Here is a 19,077-nt window from a genome sequence, read left to right on the forward strand (position 1 = left end):
GGTTCACTTGCGCCTGGCGTCAGCATCATTAAGTCGACCTGGCTCAGGGTCGCCTTGCTCGACGATGCGCGAAGCGTCGGCGCCACCAGCATGCCGGTCGAGCACCAAGCTGGCGGTATTGGTTGTCAGCATCTGCCTGACCTGCATCTCGGTCTGCAGCAGGCGTATTTCGCGCTCCAAAGCGTCGATGTTTTTCGTCAAGGCGGTCTGGGCAGGCTCGGCGGAGGCGATGTTGGGTTCGTGACTGCCTGCCAGTAGTGTGCGCAGTAGCAGCAGTGCCTTGTCCAGGACGCTGGACAGGGCCGTTTCACTAGCCAGACGTCGTGCCAGCAGATCCTGATCGGGATCGTCGCGCAGGGCTTCGATCACACCACGGCTCACCGGCAGCATCGGGCTGGAGGCTTTCGACAGGTTGTCAGCGGTAGGCGGCAGAGAGCCCGACAGCAACCCTCGCAAGGCTTTCATTCGCTCGCTGTAGGCCTCCTGGATCAACGGCGTCAATCCGCCACCCGCGGTCGCGCGCAGGGTTTCGCAGCTGTCACAGGTCGCGACTTCGCTCTCGCCCAGTACGCGGACGGCCCATTCGGCTTCCTCTTGGGGCGAAGCCCAGGTCTGACAAATAGTCCCACCTAAGCAGTCGCTGCTATTGATGGAGGTGCTGTCATCTACTGACCGGTTATGCAGCAGGTTATAGCCCGCGCGCACCACGTCGGAAGTCACACGAATGGGAGTTTGCCCATCACCTCCGGCCTTTGAACCGCCGACCCAGGCCACTCCATTGTTGCCGTTATGGGCCTCGGTGTTTTTCACCGCGGCCACCGCATCACCGCCGGTTTGCTCTAAGTTGCCTTGCATTTCTTGGTTCTTGGCCAGTGCACCCCAACCGGCTTGACCAACCTTGTCCGCCATCTTTTCGGCCATGGCCTGGCAGGTCAGTTTGGAGCGGTCGAAGTCGATACGACCTTGCATCACTCCGTTGCTGAGCAACTCATAGAGTCCGGGATTGGCGCGCTGGATGATCAACGCCGGCAGCGACATCACCGCTTGGGTCGCGTTCTGCACGATGCTGCCCATGATCTGCTGGAAACCTTCGGTGACGCCGTTCAGTTGGTTTTGCAGTGTGTTGGTGAGGCTCATGTTTCCGCACATCATGTTCGCTCGCCAAGACCCTCCGACACCGAGACCACTGGGTCGGTAGAGTGAACTCGGTGAGCCGACTGCCGAGCCGCCACCAATGGTGTACATCACGCGGTCATCGAGCACTTCGCCTTGAGTGCCCAGGCGGTAATCGCCTTCGGCGGCGTGGGCATGCGTCGCCACAGTAAGCAGTCCACAGAACAACAGACTCAGCGCGCCCAACCATGGTCGTGCGAGAAGCCGACTCATGAAGCACCTCCTTCGAAGTCGATACTGAACAGAAAGATCTGCCCCTCACGTTTGCAGCAGCTATAGGGACGCCAAAGTGACCAGGCGTAGCCGCCATCCGCGCTCTGTACTGGATTGCTGGGGAAGACGGCGCACGTGGGCTGAGTTTGGGGGGAGAGCAATTGCCATTTGTGGGTCGAAGCGTCGTTTTCCACGATCGGGCCAGGTGGCCAGTAGCCGTCGCGTTTGGCTGGTGTGAGTGGTAAGTACACATGCGGCTGCCAGTTTCGGGTAACTACATCACCGGCCCGTTGTGCCATGACTGCGGCTGCCTTGAAATCGTCGGGCTGTACCAGAAAACCCTGCCGGGGATAAATATTACCCCACATGTTTCCTAAGACTTGACTACCGACTTCGCGGACCCCAGGCACAAGTGACTCGGGGTAGAAATTTTCCGGGATGCCATGGCGCCAGGCCAGTGAGTCCAGGGTACTCAGGTAGTAAGGTATGAATGCTGTTGCACCGCTGGCGCAGGCATAGCCGGATTGCGAAGCCAGTTGCGTTGCGATCCAGCCCCCGGGGTGGCCGATGCCATCGACGTTCTTGAAGCGGGTCAGGTTGTCGCGGTGGGTGTTAGGGGTGATCAGGTTGCCGCCACCTTCCGAACCGCTGATGGGAGAGGAGAGGGTGGCCATCTCGGTCCATGGGTTATTGCCCGTGGTGCTGTAGCTTGAGACCACCAGTTCAGGAATGAAATGACGCACCTTGGTCGAGGTTTTTACTGTGCAGCCGAACGGCGTGCAGAGCAGCCAGAAACAAATGCCGACAACCCTGTATTCCAGGCAGCTTGGAGAAAGCACGGAGGATGTGATACTGCCTGTGTTCAGCGCAATGCTTGGCGCGCACATCACCAGGACGCTCAGTGCCAAGGGTCTTAGATTTTCAGGCGATATTGACGAGCAGATGGCAGTCATAATCCAGGCTCAATGTGTATGGCCTGGGCAGGTTCGGGGATGGGCTAAAGATTATCAGCGGAAATTGTGAAGGCCGAGCTATCGGCTTTGTGATGCGTAAGACTATTATTTGACGTGAAGGGAGCTACGCAGTACCTCAGGTTCCACAAGTAACTGATCTGCGGTAATTTCGAAAACGGTTGCGAGCTTAAAAAGAACTAATAACGACGGATTGCCCGTGCATCGTTCAATTTGACTGACGTAGGTGCGATCAACCTCGGCCATGAGCGCGAGCTGCTCTTGGGAAAGGTTTTTCACGCGTCGCATCAAGCGGATATTTTCCGCCAGTTGCAGACGCAGCTGTTCGTAGTCGTGAGTCATGCGCGCAAATTGCGCCTTGAGGGACTCTCAATCCACGGGATATAGTCTGCATTAGGGCTGATCTATGCCATTTGAAGGCTTATGGCTGTTAGCGAGAGCTTAAAAGTTTTTGAAGCTGGACTTGCGTCTGAAAATAAATCAGAAATTTAGGTGTGTATGGACGAAAACTACGTTTCAATTCCTCCGGCGGATGGTTATCCAAGTCTTCAGACACCGTGGGGTAGCGAATTTTCCTCGATGATTGAGCGTGGCGTGCAATGCGCCCAGGCTTGGCTTGATGCCCCTGGCGAAATTCCGCTGTGGTGGGAGCTGGCGCAAACCCGCAAAACCTTTCCTGTCGGTGACTGCCAGGATGCTTTTGAGGCCGGATTTCTGTTGAGGATTCAGCAGCGGTTACTACGTACGTACGTTGATCCTTTGCCTGCTGCAGTATCGCCCGATTAAGAAGCCTCGGTGTCAAGTGGTCTGACACTTCGAATGGCAATAGCGTGATGCGACCCTCCTGACGACTCAAGGGAGCGACACCGTTCTGTATGTACACGCCATTCTTTCGAGATGTGACCACTAACAGCATTAGTAAATGCGTCAGGATGTATGCACCAAGCAAATCAAAATTCTGATTGAACCTTTCTTGAAAATCGCCTGAACGTACCCCTCTAAAACCCCCTCCTCAAATCTTTCCTCGCTGGAAAACAACTGCCAGCCGACGGATGGTCATGCGCGGAATTGAGCTTTGCGCTGCCCTTAAGACCGGTAGGTCGGACTCTCGGCCAACAGATTGAAATCAAGACGATTTTGCCACTGAACACGTATTCATCTGGTAGAAGATGTTAACTGACTGTGTAGCTGTATTTACATTTTATCCCATTTTTGCCTGTCTATCTCGTTTGTATTGGTAGTTTAGTTTAACTATGTGCGTTCTTGAGCGTAGACATCCTCAAGTCTCCGAGCGTATGGTTTTGATCGTTGGATTCGAAAGATTCCTGCTACATACCTATGCCGCATCAGGCCCCGCTTCATAAGGAGATGAACATGCGCGAAAGGTATTCATCAGGCTCCAGTTGGGAGGAGGTGTTCGGGTTTTCCCGGGCGGTTCAAGTGGATGACACCCTGTACGTATCCAAAACGGGCGCGTTGGGGCCCGACGGAACAATCGTTGCGACCGACGTCGCCGGCCAGACCCGCGTCATCCTGGAGAAAATCACCCGGGTACTGGAGGAGGCCGGATTCGCCTTGGCGGACGTGGTGCAAAGCCGCATGTACTTGACGCAACTGACGCACTGGCGCCAGGCGGCTGAGGTCCATGGCGCGTTTTTCGGCGATATCCGCCCGGCGTTCACGCTGTTGCATGTGCTGCCTTTCGCCGAGCCGCAAATGCTGGTGGGAATCGAAGTGGTTGCCTGCCGGAATCGTTGACGGAGACCATCGAAATGAGCCTGTCTGACACACGATTCGTCACCGGTTTTGTGGCTGGCGCCGCAGGGCTATCCATCGCTAACAACTACTTGCTGCAGCCCGTGCTGCCGGCCATCGCGACGTCCTTGAACATCCCGCTGTCCGCTACCGGGCTGATTGCCGGCAGTACCCAGGTCGGTTACATGCTCGGGATAATGCTGCTGGTGCCTTTGGGGGATTCGCGTAACAAGCGCAGCGTGGTCAGCATTCAGTTCCTGATACTGGGCCTGGCACTACTGCTGGCGGCGTGCGGCACGCACCTGCTGTACATGATCAGCCTCGGCGCTGTAATCGGCGCCATGGCCACCAATGCTGTCCAGCTCAATGCCTTGGGCTTTCAGATTGACCCGAAGGGCAGTACGGTCGGCCTGGTGGGGGCCGGTATCGCGGCCGGTATTCTGCTGGCGCGGTTCATGGGGGGAGTGCTGGCTGATCAATTTGGCTGGCGCGGGATGCTGGTGGCAGTGGGGCTATTGATGCTGCTGCTGGCATTGGCCAGCCGAGCCGTGTTGCCCTTTATCGAAACCCGGCGCAGTGCCAGTTACCGGCAACTGCTGCGAGGCCTGGCGCCTCTATTCATGCGGCACGCGGCGTTACGCAGGGCGACGTTGCTGGGAGGCTGCTGGTTTTTCATCTTCAGCCTGTTGTGGGTTGCATTGATGTTGCACGTCAGTAGCGCGCCCTTGCAGTTGAGCCCTTCGCAGGCAGGCATGCTGGGCCTTGCAGGGCTGGCGGGGTTATTGATGGCACGGCCGGCCGGGAAATGGGCCGACAAGTGGGGAAGTCGGCAAGTGATTGGCGCCGGTTTTGGTATGACCGGGCTGGGCGTGCTCATATTGTTGGTGTTTCCTTATTCCCTGGTTGCGATTGTCGCGGGCGTGGTGCTGTTTGACCTCGGTTGTTTCAGTGCCCAAGTCGCCAACCAGACGACGGTGTTGAAGATTGATCCGCTACAGCGCAACAGCGTGTTTGCCCTCTATATGTTTTTTTATTATGGCTGCGGCGCAGTGGGTTCAATAGTTGCGCCGGTCATTCATGCCTATTTCGGTTGGGCTGGTATTTGCTGGACGAGTCTTCTACTGGCCGTGACGGGTGGGGCGGCCAACTACTTAATGAGTTCGCGTGCGCTGTGCGTAGGAGTTGAACTGTCGGTCGCCGATATCATTGACAAGTAGTTCACGGGTAACTCACTCAGTTTTTTGATAAACGTGTTGTTGTCCTGCCACTGACTGCCAGTCGGGTTTAAATCGTGCCTGGAGGCCGAAGGTATGCCTGTTTTTCGGCTTCTTAGTGTCTCTTTCAATTGTTTGTACTGCAGGGATACTTGATTATGTTTTTCATACAATTGGCCGTTATATTACTTGCGTGTCACCTGTTTGGCTGGCTGGCCGAACGCCTCGGGCAATGTCGCGTAGTGGGCGAGATCACGGCGGGCATCGTGCTTGGGCCGACAGTGTTCGGGCGCCTGGAATCATTCCTTGGCCAATCCGCGGGCCTGTTTGAAACCCAGCACATCGGCTGGCTGGCGCATGTTGCCGATCTGGGCCTGATCTTTCTGATGTTTCAGGTGGGCGTACACATCAATCAACGCCACCCCGAGGCATCGCCACAGGGGCGGTTCGCCGCGCTGTCGATCGCACTGCTTGGGCTAGTCGTCCCCTTTGCCCTGGGCGTCGGCGTAGCACTGGTTGCCCATGAGCACCTGGCGCCGACCTATTCGAAGTGGGGGTTTGCGTGGTTTTGCGGTGTCGCGCTGGCGGTATCGGCGGTGCCCGTGATGACCCGGATCGTCCAGAGCCTCGCCTTGCAGGACACGCTGGTGGCACACGTCACTCTGCGCGCGGCGGTGATCACGGATGTGGTGGGCTGGGTGATATTGGGCGCGATAGTGTTTTGTTCCCGAGTCGATGGCGACCCCCTCGACGCCCGCTATTTCGCTGCGCAACTGCTGGTGGCCTTCGCTGGTTTCTACGGCGTGACACGCTGCCTAGTCATCCCCTGGATCCGGCGCTGCCAGGCTCGAGGTGAGCCTGCGGCGATCATGCCCGTGGTGATCAGCTACGTATTGCTGTGTGCCTGGGTCACCGACTGGCTGGGGCTGCACTGTGCGATCGGGGCGTTGCTCGCCGGGTTGATGATGAAACAGGTGCCCGAGTTCACGGATTATTGGCGCAGCCAGGTGGAGGGGTTTCTGAACTTCGTCCTGTTGCCGGTATTTTTCGCCTGTGCCGGAATCAAAACCTCGTTCGACAGCCTTGGCAGCAACGAAAACCTGTTCTGGCTGGCTGTGTTCCTGGTGTGTGCGTTCGCGGGCAAGTTCGGCGGTGCCTACCTGGGCGCACGGGTCAGCGGTCTACAACGGACCGATTCGGCTATCGTCGGTGCCTTGATGAATACCCGAGGTCTGATGGAGCTGATCATTTTGGCCATTGGCCTGGAACTCAAACTGATCTCGATTGATGCCTACACCGTCCTCGTGTTCATGGCATTGATCATTACCGTCACTACCACGCCTTTAGTCCGGCGCCTGTTACGCCCGGACCCACATGTTTTTCTCTCAAAGGAAATGCTGCAAACCAGAAGTTCTCATTGATCTGTAACACCCGTTGTTTCCTTTCATTCAAAAGTGAGGTTTCCATGAGCGTACATACCCAGCAGGAAGTGATCGCGATTCTCAAGGATATTGTTGCAAATCGATTGGACCTGGATATACCGCAAGCGCAAATAAAAGAGGACGCCGGGTTCTCTTCGCAAGTGGGGGTGGATTCAATTGGATTTATTGAACTGCGGTATCAGTGTGAAGAGGAATTCAAAATACAAGTGAGCGAGGAGGAGTTTGGTCCTGACAACTTCTTTAGTTGCAAGACGCTGTCCGAATTTATTGTTAATAAGCTTGAGGCCCGTTGAAATGAATAACGTCGTGTCAATCGAACGAAGCAGGGTATTTTTTCCTGCCGATAAACTGTTGAATATTTCTGCCACCTCATCCGTAGGCGATCATTGCACAGCGACTGACACTTACACTGAGTACCTGCGGTTCTGGCAAAGCAGTTCGCTGCAACCCGGACATGTCGTGGTCATCGCCTTGCCGAATACGATCGATGTACTGCATATGTTCTTTGCCGTGCTTAACAGTGGCCTGGTACCGGCGCTGATCGCGCCGACTACACCGGCTGAGCGGCTTGGGCAGATCATCGAGGATTTCCAGGCGGCGGCGTTGGTGAAGTCGGCGCTGGGCTATGACGCTATTGCCCGTGGGCCCGGCGCACGTACGCAGCTGATCGGTCGTTGGAGTGCGCTGATTTTCGATGCGCCTCGGCTGCCGTCAACCCGGCCGGGTGAGGTGATCATCACCACGTCAGGCACGTCGGCGTCGTTCAGCAGTGGCTGCGTACACCGGTTCGAATCGTTGCACACCAACGCCTTGCGGCATGCCCATAGCATCGGGCTGCGCAAGGAGGATCGTGTGCTGGTGAACCTGCCGTTGTATTACTCGACGGCGTTGGTGGCACAAGCCATCGCGACCCTGGCGCTGGACGCCCAATTGGTCATCAGCGGCCCACCCTTTTTGCTAACGCAATACACCCGCGATATTGCGGCGCATGGCATCACGGTCAGTTCATTGACCCCGGTGCTGTTGCGGCAGATCAATGCCTGCGAACCGTCAGGCTTGCCTCCAGGTTTGCGGGTGCTGAGTGTGGGCGGCGACCATGTCCCGCCGGAGCAGGTGCAACGTTGCCTGCACGCCAACCCGCAATTGGAGTTGTACCTGACGTACGGCATCACCGAGGCCGGGCCTCGTGTATCGACATTGGCTGCCCACCGCGTCGAACCGGCCCGGCATGACTCGGTGGGGCTGCCGTTGGAGGGCACCGAGGTGATGCTCGACGCCTTACCCGAGAGCCCTTGGCAGGGGGAGTTGCTGGTGGCGTCCAGCACGTTGATGCTCAACAAGATCGGGCGCAGCGCGAAATCACCCTTGGTTGACATCAACGGTAAGACGTGGCTGCGCACCGGCGACATTTTTACCCTCGATGCCCAGGGGTATCTGTTCTTCAAGGGGCGCAAATCGGACTTCCTGGTGATCAACGATGAGAAGGTCAACCTCGGTGCGATCAAGCATATCTGCCGCACGCTGCCCGGGGTCATCAGTTGTCGCACGCTGGTCAAGCCAACGCAGCAGGCGCTGGCGGGGTTCGAGCTGGAAGTGACCCTCGACCGGTCCATCGTGCCGTCCTGCGACGGCCCTTCGTTCAAGCAACGCATCCTGAAACTGCTCAAGCGCTACGAGCGCCCCGGCCACATTGACCTGGTCTTTCAGGACGCCGGCTCCATCGTCAATTACAAATAGGTGACTGCTATGAATGAACAGATTACGGCTGCGGTCCGCCACGTGATCGCCCGCTACGCGCTGTCCTCGCTGGAGGATGTCATGGCCTTGATTCCTCGCTACATGTGCCATGTGCTGCAAGAGTCCGAACAGTTCGAGACCTACCCGCCCAATGTCGTCAAGTTGAAGTTCGACGCTGAACAATGGGACGTCTACATCCAGCGCTACGAGCACTACCGGGATGAGGTGATTCCCGGGATCAGCCCGTTGGACTACCTCAACGCCATGCTGGATGAAGGCCCGCGGTTGCCGTGTTTCTGCTCGGAAATGGCCAACGTCGCTGGCGTGCTCGTCAGCCAGTTGCTCGGCCAGAAGGTCTACGCGGTGAGGAATATCTTCGTCAACTATTTGTACCTGCCGCAACGCTGGCACTGCATCAACGCGTTGATACAGGACAACCGCATCCGCTACTTCGATGCCTCGGCCTACGCCCAGGTACTGGACAAGAAGCGTCGCAAGATCGTCGAGCCCTCGCAGTTGCCTGGCTTCAATGCGGCCGATATTGACGAGGTCTTCATCCACAGCGACCGCTGGCTGCAAAACGAACCGTTTGCCCGGCGCATCGAGCTGGTCTCGGGCCAGTTGCTCGACAACTACTACCCCTCGCCAGTGCGCGACAAGCCGGTTGACGAATTTCAACGGGTATTCGGCTGAGGCGCTCCCCCCGACTTTTCTACTGGAGGCACTATGAACAAGGTTGTGGTGACAGGTCTTGGATGGACCACTGCATTGGGGCATCAATTGCAGGACGTATGGGACCGACTTTTACTGGGCGACACCGGTATACGTGATCTGCCCGCCGAGTATCCGCTCAAGAACACCCTGGCAGGAAGCCTGCCGGACAGCGACACGACCGAGCCCAAGGCGCGCTTGCTGGGGATGACGCAACGCACGGTCAAGGCGGCACTGGAGGACGCGCACGTGGCCGTCAGAGGGCAAAACCCGCGGCAGTTTTTGATCGCCGGCACCAGCCTTGGGTATCGCCTGGACAGCTTGGCGTTTCATGAAGACCCGCTGGACGAATGGGTGGTGAGCACGGCGCAGCAACTCGGTTTGCAGCCGTTGGCGCTGTCCACCGCGTGCTCATCGGGCTCGGATGCACTGATGTTGGGCGCCTACCTGATTCGTGCCGGGTTGGCCGACACCTGCGTCTGCGGTGGCGCCGATATCCTCGGACGTTCAAAACGCCTGGCCCATACCGCGTTGGGCACGATGTCGGCGACGCGACTACGTGCGTTCGACCAGCGCCACGACGGCACCTTGCTGGGGGAGGGCGCAGGCTTCTTGGTGCTTGAGCGTCAAGGGCAAGAGGCGCGCAAACCCTATGCCTACCTGCTGGGTTGTGGCTCGGCCAACGATGCTGCCGGCCTCACCGCGCCAGATGAGCAAGGCACCGGCATCCGTCTGGCATTGGACCGATCGCTGGAAGAGGCGGGTATCCACCGCAACCAGATCGGCCTGGTCAATGCCCATGGCTCCGGAACCCTGACCAATGACCGCGTGGAAAGCGCGACCTATGCCGATTATTTCAGCGGTTACCAGCCCATCGTCTTTGCCACCAAAGGCGCGTTTGGCCACACGTTGGGCGCCACGGGGGCGCTGGAAGCGATTGCCTTGGTCAAGAGCCTGCAGACCGGCGTCGTGCCACCCATTCATGGGCTCGGGACGCCAATGGCAGACCTTGATTTGCGCTTGCCCGTCGGCACGGCCTTGCATGCCCAGGCAGAGATCGGCCTGAGCCTCACCATCGGCTTTGGCGGGTTCAACACCAGCCTTGTGTTCCAGCGCTACAGCTAAGTCACTTTCAAGGAGGGCCTTATGAAAATCCTGGATCGCGCTCACGCCAGCAACTTTACCTACAACGACCTTGATGAGGGCTTGCGCAAGGGCCTCAAAAGCGCTGACCCCTCGGTCTACAGCGTGCTGTCCAGCGTCAGCAAGTTGTACCTCAAGTATCACCAGCGCCTCGACCCGGTGCGTGGCCAGGTCGGCTTGATCTACTACGGCAACGCTTACCCCAAGACCATCACCGGCAGGATCGTCGAAGGCCTGGCCAGCAAGGACCGTGTTTCGCCCTCGGACTTTATCAACGCCAATGCCGGGGCGGCGACATCCATCTGCTGCACACGCTATGGCTTTCAGGGGCCGACGCTGGTCCTAACCATGCCAGGGCACAACGTTCAAGCCATTGCCCGGGGCTTGGCCGACTACTGGCTGACAACGGGCCAGGCCGACTATCTGTTTCTGGTCGAGGCCCAGACCGACAGCGCTGAAGTGCTGCACGTCAGTACCGAACTGCTACAGCGTGCAAGCGCGCAATTTCACTGAATCAATACCCACCGATCGAGGTTGTCATGGAAAACACTTACGACGTAGCCATCATTGGCAGTGGCATTGCTGGAACCATGTTGGGCGCTATCCTGGCCAAGGAGGGCGTGAAAGTTGCCATCATCGACGCCGGGACCCATCCGCGTTTTGCGGTGGGCGAGTCGATGGTGCCCGAGAGTGCCGTGCTGCTCAAAATCCTGGCCAACCGCTATGCCATTCCCGAGCTGGCTTACCCTGGCGAACTCAACTCGCTGATCAAGCATGTGGGCTCTTCGTCGGCAGGCATCAAGTTGGCGTTCAGTTTCGCCTGGAACGGCAAGCATCAGGAACACAACCCGCTGGACGTGGTGTCCACTCCGGTCATCGCCCCCGAGGCCCATCTGTTCCGCCAGGATGTGGACGCCTATTACTTGGCCTTGGCCGCCAGGCTCGGCGCGACCATCAAGCAGCAAGCACGTATTCAGGACATTGAAGAGACCGCCGATGGCCTGATCCTGAACCTGGGCCGCGAACAGCTCAGCGCACGCTACGTGGTGGACGCGGCGGGCTACCGTTCACCCATCGCCGACAAGTACCAACTGCGCCAGGGCGCGCGGGAAATGCAGGCGCGTACCCGTTCGATCTTCACGCACATGACCGGGGTCAAGCTCTACGAAGATGTCATCGCGTCGACCCAGGCCTCCGGCTCGCCCACGCCGCTGGCGCAAAGCACCTTGCACCATATGTTCAAGGGCGGGTGGTTGTGGATCATCCCGTTCAACAATCATCCTCACTCTACCAACCCCTTGTGCAGCATCGGGTTGCAACTGGATATCGACGAGCATGGTCCCGCCGGCGATCCGGAGGTGGAGTTCAAGCAGTTTCTCGACGATCACCCGTCCGTTGCCCGGCATTTCGAGGGCGCGGCCAGGGTGCGAGAGTGGACGGTAGCCCCTCGGCTCAACTACACCAGCCGCGAAAGCGTGGGTGACCGTTACTGTTTGCTCGGCCATGCGGTGGGGTTTGTCGACCCCTTGTTTTCTCGTGGCTTGGTCAACACCTTTGAGTCGATTGCGCGGGTGGCGCCGAAGATTCTCAAGGCGGTCAAGACGGATGTCTGGCGCAAGGAGGACTTCTACTCCTATCAGGACTACAGCCTGGAAGTGGTGAAGGTGAACGACCGCCTGGTGGCCAATTCCTTCACGGCCTTCGACAGCTTCCCCCTCTGGAACGCGTGGTTCAGGGTGTGGATCAGTGGCAGCTACATCGGCGTGCTGCGGTTTCGCAAGATCCTCTCGGACTACCTCAAGACCGGCGATAACGAGGCCCTTGAACAGGCGTTCGAGACCGCAACGTATGCCGGGCACTTGTCGATCGAGAGTCCGTATTACGAAGTGCTGTTCGAAGCCGCCTGCACCGCTATGGAAGCCTACGCTGCCGGCCAGCAAAGCGAAGCGCAGACCATCGAGGTGCTGCAACGCCTGTTCGAAGAGCAGCGCGAGCATTTGCCGATCGATTTTGCCGATTTCTCCAACCGCTTCATTTCCCGGGCCAGCCAGGAGTTTGCCGACTCACTGCTCAAGTGGGCCAATGATGCGCCGGGCGGGCTCAAGGCACGGTTTGATCGCGGGGATGCGCCGGTCAAGTTTGACTTCCTCGACAGCTACCGTTATGGCGACCGCTTGCAATTGGCGGCCGAGGCGGACGCTGCGTTGCACGCCTATCGGGCGCGCTGAGTTTTCCCATTGCATGCGGCTCCGGTGAAGGCTGGAGCCGTTTCGACGGTTGGCTACGAGAGGGCAATGGTATGCAAGATAAAACCCAGGCATTGGCGCAGCGACGTACTCAGGCAGTCGCCCGGGGCGTCAACCAGGCCCATGCCGTGTACGTGCAGCGTGCCGAAAATGCCTTGCTGTGGGATGTCGAAGGACGGCGCTACGTGGATTTCTGCGGCGGGATTGCAGCGCTCAACACGGGCCACCTGCACCCGCGGGTGGTCGACGCGGTGCAGGCGCAATTGCAGCGGTTTACCCATACCTGTTTTGCCGCGTTGCCCTATGAGGGCTACATCGCCGTGTGTGAAGCGATCAACGCCAGGGTGCCGGGGGATTTTGCCAAAAAGGCGCTGCTGTTGACCACGGGCTCCGAGGCCGTGGAAAGCGCGTTGAAGATCGCGCGGGTACACACGCGTCGCACCGGCGTCATCGTGTTCACCGGTGCCTATCACGGCCGAACTCTGATGACCCTGGCGATGACCGCCAAGGTCAACCCCTACGCCCAAGGTATGGGGTTGATGCCCGGTGGTGTCTACCGGGCACTGTTCCCGGATGCAGACGCCGGGGTCTCGGTGGTCGAGGCGATGAACAGCATTCACCGGATCTTCAGCAGCGACGCCGCACCGGAAGATATCGCCGCCATCGTGATCGAGCCCGTCCAGGGGGAAGGGGGCTTTGTCGTTGCCCCTGTGGCATTCATGGTTGCGCTGCGCGCCTTGTGCGACCAGCACGGCATTGTGCTGATCGCGGACGAAATACAGTGTGGCGCCGGGCGTACCGGCAGTTTTTTTGCCATGGAACAGATGGGTGTGCACGCCGATTTGATCGTGTTCGGCAAGTCGATTGCCGGCGGTTTGCCGTTAGCCGGCGTGACCGGCAAGGCTGCAATCATGGATGCGCCCGTGCCCGGCGGCCTCGGCGGGACCTATGCCGGCAACCCGCTGGCCTGTGCGGCTGCCTTGGCAGTCCTGCGGGTGTTTGATGAGCAAGGCTTGCTCGATATCGCCCGGGAACTGGGCGAGGAGTTGCGCGACAACCTCAAGGAAATCACCGGCGCCCTTGGCATTCACTGCCGCATCCGCGGGTTGGGGGCAATGGTTGCCCTGGAGCTGTTCGACGATGCTGCACGTCGCATCCCTTCCGCGCGCCTGACCCGGCAGTTGATCCAAGACGCGCGCGCGCGAGGCTTGCTGCTGCTGGCGTGCGGGCAGTACGGCAATATCATCCGTTTTCTCATGCCCCTGACCATTCCCCGGCCGGTATTGCTTGAAGGCCTGGAAATACTGGCGGCGTGCTTGACAGCAATCGACAACCATACCGTGGTTGGCCAACTCTGAAAAAGGTGGACAGGCAAATGCAGACGCTTGAAAAACAGTTGGATAAACGCGCATTGCGCAATGCCTACGGCAAGTACGCCACGGGTGTCACCGTCGTCACGACCCTGGATGACAACGGCGCGCCCGCCGGGCTGACGGTCAGTAGTTTCAATTCGGTTTCACTGGAGCCGGCGCTGGTGCTGTGGAGCCTGCGCAAGGAGTCCTATACCGCCCCCGCGTTCCAGGCGGCGCGGGGCTTTGCGATCAATGTATTGGCGCATGAGCAACAACTGCTGAGCGACCGTTTTGCAACGCCGACCGCGGATAAGTTCAGCCAGGTGCCTTATGCAATCAGCCAAAACCAACTGCCATTGATCGACGGCGCGATTGCACAGTTCGAATGCATCAAACGCAATGAATTCGATGGCGGCGACCATTGGATTTTCATCGGTGAGGTCATCAATTTCACCCTGAATGAAGGCAGCCCGTTGATCTTCCACGGGGGCAAATACGCGACGGCGGTCTAGCCGACAGCGCGGCGCTCGAGGCTGCCGGCAATCGCCTGTAGCTTGTCGACGTCGCCGTGCGCACGCTCGTGATACGGCGCGCCTGCGGCATAGGCGCGCCGAACGTCGTCCCGTTGGGCCATGCGTTGCAGGTACTGCGCAACGTTCGGCAACGCCTCAAGGCTGACGTGCAGCAGTTTGTGCAGCCGCAGCCAGGGATAAATCGCCATGTCGGCAATGGAAAAGTCGCCGCAAATGAACGGTTGCCCGGCGATTGCCTGCTCGAACACCTCAAACAACGTTTGAGTCTGGTTCAGGTAGCGCGCAGCCGAGTACGTGTCGGCTTGGGGCGCCTGATGATGGAAGTGGTAATTCTGCCCGGCCATCGGTCCCAGGCTGCTGACTTGCCAGATCAACCATTGCACCACCTGCCAGCGTTGCTCGGGCGATGTGCCGCGAAAACGTGCGTGTTTTTCCCCCAGGTACAGCAGCACCGCCGCAGACTCCACCACCACTTGCTGGTTGTGATTGTCCAGCAGCACCGGAATTTTGGCGTGCGGGTTAACCTGCAGGTACGCGGGAAGGTGTTGCTCATCGCTGGCGAGGTGAATATGGCAGATGTCATAACTGACCGCGAGGGCCTCCAGCATCAGCAGGATTTTATAGCCATTGGCGGTGGGCGAGAAAAAGACGGTGTACATAGAGGCCGTTCATGTGAGCGCAGAGCGAAGAGCCGGCGGGTGCCGGCTCTCGGTACGTTGCAGGTGACTTATTCGATGGAGTATCGCTTGAAGGCCGGGTGTTCCTCGAGTCGCCTGGCGTGGCGCTGCAGGTGCGGGAAGGCCTTGGCGTTAACCACTGAGGCGACTGTGAACTGGCTGAAAGACCAGGCCACTGCAGCGCTGATGGCACCTTGGGTCAGGGCGCCATCCGGCTCATGGGCCAGGCGTTTTTCCAGGGCCGAGTAGGCTGCCAGCAACTGGCCGGTTACGCGGTCGAGCCAGGGCTCGTGGAGTTTTTCGGCGGGGCGCAGGTTATGTTCGTACACGATCTGCACGGTTTTTTCACAGGCGGCCAGGGCGAGGCCAATCAACTGCAGGTCCTGGGCGCGCGCGCCGGCTTGCTGTGGCAACAGCTTTCTATCAGCCGGGGCCAACGCTTCGAAGTAATCGAGAATCAGGCTTGAGTCCATCAACACAGTTGAATCATCCAGCACCAGGCTGGGCGCCTTTACCACCGGGTTGATCTTGGCAAATTGTTCGTAGGTGCTGAATACCGAAAGTGGCTGATGCTCAAAGTCGACGCCGTAAAGATTCAGGGAAATTGCTACGCGGCGCACATAGGGCGAGTCCAGCATGCCGACCAGTTTCATGAAGCCTCCATTTACGTCAGGGTAATTTTCAAAGTGCAGTTGGGATGCTTGAGGTACTTGTACAGGTTAAGCAGCAGCCCGCAGGCGCGTGGGCTGGCCTCATTGCCGGCCAGGTACAGCGCAATTTCCCCTTCGCCCTCCAGCAGGATCAGGCCCGGCGCAAGGCAGGTAAAATACCCTTGTTCCAGGCAGACATCAGTGCCTTGGGACGTCATCCAATGGCGCCCCTTCAGCGCGATCACATAGGCCTGCTGCTCCAGCCAGAAAGAGAGTAGTTGATCCTTGGTCACCAGCCATTTCAGGGTATGGCGACCCAGGCCCATTTTCGTCAGCAATACCTGCGGGGCCTGGTTGAGGCGGGCTGTCGAGAGGCTCTGTTCCAAGATCGTGGTTTTCATCGAAGACGCTCCGCAGTTCGCGAGGTGACGGTGCAACGGGAAGACGCCTGTGGCTGGCAGGATTGTTAATTTGAGGTTACTTTAACGTGAGTGCCGTCCTCAAAATATCGATAAATTTTACCACGACAGGTTAGTTGAGCTTACATGAGTGCATTTCCTCCGTTGACCTGCCTGCGCAGTTTCGAAGCCACTTCCAGGTTGGGAAGCGTCACCCTTGCCGCCAAGGAATTGCACGTCACGCATTCAGCTATCAGCCAGCAGATCAAGGTACTGGAGGAGATTGTGGGGTTGACGCTATTCGTGCGCGAAGGGCGGGGCTTGCGTGTCAGCGAGGATGGGCGCCTGTATGCGCTGCAGATTCGCAAAGCCCTGGGCGACATCGCCGAGGCCACACGATTGATCCAGGCACAGCCCAAGATGGGGGAGTTGGTGGTGGCGGTTCTGCCCTCGTTCGGCCGGTCCTGGCTGTTACCGCGCCTACCGGGTTTCCAGCAGCTTTACCCGCATATCAGCATTCGCCTGCAAGCCAGCCTGACAATTTCCAACCTGCATCAGGAGTCGGTGGATATCGGCATCCGCATGGGCAAGGGGGACTGGGAGGGCGTCGAACAAAAGCTGTTGTTTCATGATGAAGTCGTGGTGGTTGCCGCTCCTCATTTCAATGGCGGGCGCCTGCCGCAGACGCCGCAAGAGGTCATCGACAGCACGATCATCTACAACACTGAATCCTGGTTGCCCTGGTGCGAGGCAGCCGGTGTCGAGTTGGGAAACGAGCGCAAGGGGTTGTGCAGCAATGACTCCAACCTGGTGTTGGAAGCCGTTCGCCTGGGGCAAGGCATCACGCTGGAGCGGCGCAGCCTGGTGCATGATGCTATCGAGCGGGGCGAGCTGGTCCAGCTGTGTGAGGTCAGTGCGCCGTATGCCTACCCCTATTGGCTGGTGTGGCCACCCCGGGAAAGTTCGGAAGACAAACAGCGCGAGTTCTCCCATTGGTTGTCCGGGGAAGTGGAGCGTTACCTCGCGCAACTGAAAAAAAACGCCTGACGAGGTACTGCCCGAATGGAGCTGTCTCTGCAAGAACGCTTGGTAGTGGTCGCGGGCGGCAGCTCGGGAATTGGCCTGGCGTGCGCCCAGGCATTCGCCTGTGAAGGCGCCCGAGTGGCGATTGTATCGAGGTCGCACGCGCGGCTGGAACAGGCGCAACGCGAGTGTGAGCAAGCGGGTCTGCAGGTGCATGCCTTTGCCTCCGACCTGACAGACGCCGACCAGGCACAGGCGGTCATTGACGCCATCATCGCGCGGCATGGCGCTATCAACGTCTTGGTCAACAGCGCAGGTGCCGCCACCAGGCATCCGGTCGGCCAACTCACCCCGACGCATTACCTGGACGCAATCAATGCCAAGTTCTGCCCATGCATCAACGCCCAGCATGCGGTGCTCGCCCACTTCCTGGGGCAGCCGCAGCCATCGCTGCGAGCGGTGGTCAATATCGTCGGCATCGGCGGCAGAGTGGCAATGCCTGAGCACATCGCCGGCGGCGCGGCCAATGCGGCGCTGATCCTGACGTCACAGGGGCTGGCGCAGGCTTATGGCCGCGAAGGCATCCGTATCAATGTGATCAACCCCGGCTTCACGCTGACCCCGCGCACCCAGGCGACCCTTGAACGTATGGCTCAGCGCAGTGGCGAGAGCCTTGAGCAAGTCCTGGCGCAACAACAGGCACTGATTCCGATGGGCCGGTTTGCTCGTGCTCAGGAAGTGGCCGACCTGGCGCTGTTCCTGGCCAGCCCCAGGGCGTCCTATTTGTCGGGGGCGGTCATCAACATGGACGGCGGAGCCTACCCCGGTGCTTAAGCTGCGGCGCCCGGGAATGCCGGCGGCTGCCCTGCGGCGCGCAGCAAACCGTTGATGAGGTGCTGCTGGTCGCGCGACTGGTGCGCCGATTGCGTCCAGACCAGCCGGTATTCGTAAGGCGAGGTGAGTTGATGGCGCTCGCCGAACACGGCGACCAGGCGTCCGTCGGCCAGTTCGTCCTGCAGCAGCGCAGAGCTGCCGATCATCACTCCGCCATTCTGCGCCACTTCATGCATGGCATAGCCCACGCCGCTGAACGATAACGCGGCGGTCGTCTGCGTAGGGTGCTTGGCAATGGCCGTGAACCAGTCGTCCCAGGTCGCGTTGCCCAAACGATCCTGGTGGTACCAGGGCGACTGGACCAACCGCGCGCCCACCAGGTCCATCGGTTCGTCGACAGGCCCAAGGCTGCTCAGGTAGGCAGGGCTGCAGACTGGAAAATAGCGGTCCTGCAGCAACAGCGCCGAATGGCTCAGTGCAAGCTGGCGAGGGCTGTAGCGAATCGCCAGGTCGGCATCGCCATTATCGAGGTTGCGCACTTCTGAACTCGGGTCGATCGCCAACGCAACGGCGCCGCCGACACAGGCAGTGATATCCGGCAGGCGTTTGCTCAGCCAATGGCTGGTGATGGAAACCGTACAGGTCAACACGATGTTGGTGCCGGCTTGCGGACGCACGTCCTGGGTAGCCTTGAGCAGCAGCGAAAAGGCCTTGGACACATCACGGGCCAGGCGCTGGCCGGGCTCATTGAGGCTCACGCCGTTGGCGGTGCGATGAAACAGGCTGAGCCCCAGGTCGTCTTCCAATTGACGGATCTGCCGGCTTACCGCGCCCACGGTCACGCATAACTCCTGCGCGGCTTCAGTGAGCGTGCGGCAGCGAGACGCGGCTTCAAAAGCACGCAACGCGCTGAGAGAGGGAAGGCGGCGAGGTTTTTCCAGGTTAAGTTTCATGCAAGCACCTTAGCAAAAAATCGATTACTTGCCAGAGGTGATGCGCATAGCC

At 59.1% G+C, this 19,077-nt stretch carries 21 protein-coding genes; 14 read left to right on the forward strand and 7 right to left on the reverse strand.

Annotated elements, in window-relative coordinates; translation table 11 throughout:
* Positions 1-3: 3 nt before the first annotated feature.
* The 3 genes from HDC32_RS26450 to HDC32_RS26460 all read right to left on the reverse strand — a co-directional run bounded on the left by HDC32_RS26450 (position 4) and on the right by HDC32_RS26460 (position 2,699).
* Positions 4-1,386, reverse strand: coding sequence for an integrating conjugative element protein (locus tag HDC32_RS26450; RefSeq protein ID WP_145338242.1), 1,383 nt, complete (start codon positions 1,384-1,386; stop codon positions 4-6).
* On the reverse strand, positions 1,383-2,339 hold the full coding sequence (locus HDC32_RS26455) for a TIGR03756 family integrating conjugative element protein (RefSeq protein ID WP_145338243.1): 957 nt from the start codon (positions 2,337-2,339) through the stop codon (positions 1,383-1,385). Before HDC32_RS26455 ends, HDC32_RS26450 begins: the two co-directional genes overlap by 4 nt.
* A 105-nt stretch (positions 2,340-2,444) precedes the next feature.
* Positions 2,445-2,699: a helix-turn-helix domain-containing protein gene (locus tag HDC32_RS26460; RefSeq protein ID WP_145338244.1), complete on the reverse strand. Its 255-nt coding sequence runs from the start codon at positions 2,697-2,699 to the stop codon at positions 2,445-2,447.
* A 156-nt stretch (positions 2,700-2,855) separates the two neighbouring features.
* Here HDC32_RS26460 and HDC32_RS26465 point away from each other — a divergent pair, with 156 nt between their 5' ends.
* From HDC32_RS26465 to HDC32_RS26520, 12 genes are all read left to right on the forward strand, one after another.
* Entirely contained in the window at positions 2,856-3,143 is a 288-nt protein-coding gene (locus HDC32_RS26465; RefSeq protein ID WP_145338245.1) for a LasR-specific antiactivator QslA, read from the forward strand.
* A 588-nt stretch (positions 3,144-3,731) separates the two neighbouring features.
* Positions 3,732-4,115, forward strand: a complete 384-nt coding sequence (locus HDC32_RS26470; RefSeq protein WP_122764111.1) for a RidA family protein — start codon at positions 3,732-3,734, stop codon at positions 4,113-4,115.
* A 14-nt stretch (positions 4,116-4,129) separates the two neighbouring features.
* Positions 4,130-5,329 (forward strand): MFS transporter, encoded by a 1,200-nt coding sequence (locus HDC32_RS26475; protein WP_145338246.1) that lies wholly within the window; start codon positions 4,130-4,132, stop codon positions 5,327-5,329.
* Positions 5,330-5,484: 155 nt separating this feature from the next.
* A complete protein-coding gene (locus HDC32_RS26480; protein WP_145338247.1) occupies positions 5,485-6,747 on the forward strand; it encodes a cation:proton antiporter in 1,263 nt (420 codons plus the stop codon).
* A 44-nt stretch (positions 6,748-6,791) separates the two neighbouring features.
* A complete protein-coding gene (locus tag HDC32_RS26485; RefSeq protein WP_145338248.1) occupies positions 6,792-7,061 on the forward strand; it encodes an acyl carrier protein in 270 nt (89 codons plus the stop codon).
* 1 nt (position 7,062) lies between these two features.
* Positions 7,063-8,505 (forward strand): class I adenylate-forming enzyme family protein, encoded by a 1,443-nt coding sequence (locus HDC32_RS26490; protein ID WP_145338249.1) that lies wholly within the window; start codon positions 7,063-7,065, stop codon positions 8,503-8,505.
* Positions 8,506-8,514: 9 nt separating this feature from the next.
* Positions 8,515-9,198, forward strand: coding sequence for a hypothetical protein (locus HDC32_RS26495; protein WP_145338250.1), 684 nt, complete (start codon positions 8,515-8,517; stop codon positions 9,196-9,198).
* Positions 9,199-9,231: 33 nt separating this feature from the next.
* Positions 9,232-10,341 (forward strand): beta-ketoacyl-[acyl-carrier-protein] synthase family protein, encoded by a 1,110-nt coding sequence (locus HDC32_RS26500; protein ID WP_145338251.1) that lies wholly within the window; start codon positions 9,232-9,234, stop codon positions 10,339-10,341.
* Between the two features lie 21 nt (positions 10,342-10,362).
* Positions 10,363-10,872: a hypothetical protein gene (locus HDC32_RS26505; RefSeq protein WP_145338252.1), complete on the forward strand. Its 510-nt coding sequence runs from the start codon at positions 10,363-10,365 to the stop codon at positions 10,870-10,872.
* A 26-nt stretch (positions 10,873-10,898) separates the two neighbouring features.
* Positions 10,899-12,587 carry an NAD(P)/FAD-dependent oxidoreductase gene (locus HDC32_RS26510; protein ID WP_184746086.1) on the forward strand — a complete coding sequence of 563 codons (1,689 nt, stop codon included), beginning with the start codon at positions 10,899-10,901 and terminating at the stop codon, positions 12,585-12,587.
* Positions 12,588-12,658: 71 nt separating this feature from the next.
* Positions 12,659-13,963, forward strand: a complete 1,305-nt coding sequence (gene gabT, locus HDC32_RS26515) for a 4-aminobutyrate--2-oxoglutarate transaminase (protein ID WP_145338254.1) — start codon at positions 12,659-12,661, stop codon at positions 13,961-13,963.
* Positions 13,964-13,980: 17 nt separating this feature from the next.
* Entirely contained in the window at positions 13,981-14,469 is a 489-nt protein-coding gene (locus HDC32_RS26520) for a flavin reductase family protein (protein ID WP_122764121.1), read from the forward strand.
* Here the strand turns inward: HDC32_RS26520 and HDC32_RS26525 are convergent.
* The 3 genes from HDC32_RS26525 to HDC32_RS26535 form a co-directional block, all read right to left on the reverse strand.
* Positions 14,466-15,149, reverse strand: a complete 684-nt coding sequence (locus tag HDC32_RS26525) for a glutathione S-transferase family protein (RefSeq protein ID WP_145338255.1) — start codon at positions 15,147-15,149, stop codon at positions 14,466-14,468. The genes HDC32_RS26520 and HDC32_RS26525 overlap by 4 nt on opposite strands.
* A 68-nt stretch (positions 15,150-15,217) precedes the next feature.
* A complete protein-coding gene (locus HDC32_RS26530; RefSeq protein ID WP_145338256.1) occupies positions 15,218-15,820 on the reverse strand; it encodes a glutathione S-transferase in 603 nt (200 codons plus the stop codon).
* 11 nt (positions 15,821-15,831) lie between these two features.
* Entirely contained in the window at positions 15,832-16,218 is a 387-nt protein-coding gene (locus HDC32_RS26535) for a hypothetical protein (protein WP_145338257.1), read from the reverse strand.
* Between the two features lie 144 nt (positions 16,219-16,362).
* On the opposite strand from HDC32_RS26535, the gene HDC32_RS26540 reads away from it, so the two are divergent.
* Both HDC32_RS26540 and HDC32_RS26545 read left to right on the forward strand, forming a co-directional pair.
* Entirely contained in the window at positions 16,363-17,262 is a 900-nt protein-coding gene (locus tag HDC32_RS26540) for a LysR substrate-binding domain-containing protein (protein WP_145338258.1), read from the forward strand.
* 15 nt (positions 17,263-17,277) lie between these two features.
* Positions 17,278-18,072 (forward strand): SDR family NAD(P)-dependent oxidoreductase, encoded by a 795-nt coding sequence (locus tag HDC32_RS26545; protein WP_145338259.1) that lies wholly within the window; start codon positions 17,278-17,280, stop codon positions 18,070-18,072.
* Here the strand turns inward: HDC32_RS26545 and HDC32_RS26550 are convergent.
* Positions 18,069-19,025: a LysR substrate-binding domain-containing protein gene (locus HDC32_RS26550; RefSeq protein WP_145338260.1), complete on the reverse strand. Its 957-nt coding sequence runs from the start codon at positions 19,023-19,025 to the stop codon at positions 18,069-18,071. The genes HDC32_RS26545 and HDC32_RS26550 overlap by 4 nt on opposite strands.
* Between the last annotated feature and the right edge of the window lie 52 nt (positions 19,026-19,077).

This window comes from Pseudomonas sp. JAI120 (genome assembly GCF_014207255.1).
Lineage (GTDB): Bacteria > Pseudomonadota > Gammaproteobacteria > Pseudomonadales > Pseudomonadaceae > Aquipseudomonas.

Excerpts from the sequence above, each read along its gene's own strand:
- HDC32_RS26530 (WP_145338256.1), bottom strand. The coding sequence starts at position 15,820 with ATGAAACTGGTCGGCATGCTGGACTCGCCCTATGTGCGCCGCGTAGCA.
- HDC32_RS26510 (WP_184746086.1), top strand. The coding sequence starts at position 10,899 with ATGGAAAACACTTACGACGTAGCCATCATTGGCAGTGGCATTGCTGGA.
- HDC32_RS26520 (WP_122764121.1), top strand. The coding sequence starts at position 13,981 with ATGCAGACGCTTGAAAAACAGTTGGATAAACGCGCATTGCGCAATGCC.
- HDC32_RS26455 (WP_145338243.1), bottom strand. The coding sequence starts at position 2,339 with ATGACTGCCATCTGCTCGTCAATATCGCCTGAAAATCTAAGACCCTTG.
- HDC32_RS26535 (WP_145338257.1), bottom strand. The coding sequence starts at position 16,218 with ATGAAAACCACGATCTTGGAACAGAGCCTCTCGACAGCCCGCCTCAAC.
- HDC32_RS26505 (WP_145338252.1), top strand. The coding sequence starts at position 10,363 with ATGAAAATCCTGGATCGCGCTCACGCCAGCAACTTTACCTACAACGAC.
- HDC32_RS26540 (WP_145338258.1), top strand. The coding sequence starts at position 16,363 with ATGAGTGCATTTCCTCCGTTGACCTGCCTGCGCAGTTTCGAAGCCACT.
- gabT (WP_145338254.1), top strand. The coding sequence starts at position 12,659 with ATGCAAGATAAAACCCAGGCATTGGCGCAGCGACGTACTCAGGCAGTC.
- HDC32_RS26460 (WP_145338244.1), bottom strand. The coding sequence starts at position 2,699 with ATGACTCACGACTACGAACAGCTGCGTCTGCAACTGGCGGAAAATATC.
- HDC32_RS26470 (WP_122764111.1), top strand. The coding sequence starts at position 3,732 with ATGCGCGAAAGGTATTCATCAGGCTCCAGTTGGGAGGAGGTGTTCGGG.
- HDC32_RS26495 (WP_145338250.1), top strand. The coding sequence starts at position 8,515 with ATGAATGAACAGATTACGGCTGCGGTCCGCCACGTGATCGCCCGCTAC.
- HDC32_RS26550 (WP_145338260.1), bottom strand. The coding sequence starts at position 19,025 with ATGAAACTTAACCTGGAAAAACCTCGCCGCCTTCCCTCTCTCAGCGCG.
- HDC32_RS26545 (WP_145338259.1), top strand. The coding sequence starts at position 17,278 with ATGGAGCTGTCTCTGCAAGAACGCTTGGTAGTGGTCGCGGGCGGCAGC.
- HDC32_RS26500 (WP_145338251.1), top strand. The coding sequence starts at position 9,232 with ATGAACAAGGTTGTGGTGACAGGTCTTGGATGGACCACTGCATTGGGG.
- HDC32_RS26475 (WP_145338246.1), top strand. The coding sequence starts at position 4,130 with ATGAGCCTGTCTGACACACGATTCGTCACCGGTTTTGTGGCTGGCGCC.
- HDC32_RS26480 (WP_145338247.1), top strand. The coding sequence starts at position 5,485 with ATGTTTTTCATACAATTGGCCGTTATATTACTTGCGTGTCACCTGTTT.
- HDC32_RS26465 (WP_145338245.1), top strand. The coding sequence starts at position 2,856 with ATGGACGAAAACTACGTTTCAATTCCTCCGGCGGATGGTTATCCAAGT.
- HDC32_RS26485 (WP_145338248.1), top strand. The coding sequence starts at position 6,792 with ATGAGCGTACATACCCAGCAGGAAGTGATCGCGATTCTCAAGGATATT.
- HDC32_RS26525 (WP_145338255.1), bottom strand. The coding sequence starts at position 15,149 with ATGTACACCGTCTTTTTCTCGCCCACCGCCAATGGCTATAAAATCCTG.
- HDC32_RS26450 (WP_145338242.1), bottom strand. The coding sequence starts at position 1,386 with ATGAGTCGGCTTCTCGCACGACCATGGTTGGGCGCGCTGAGTCTGTTG.
- HDC32_RS26490 (WP_145338249.1), top strand. The coding sequence starts at position 7,063 with ATGAATAACGTCGTGTCAATCGAACGAAGCAGGGTATTTTTTCCTGCC.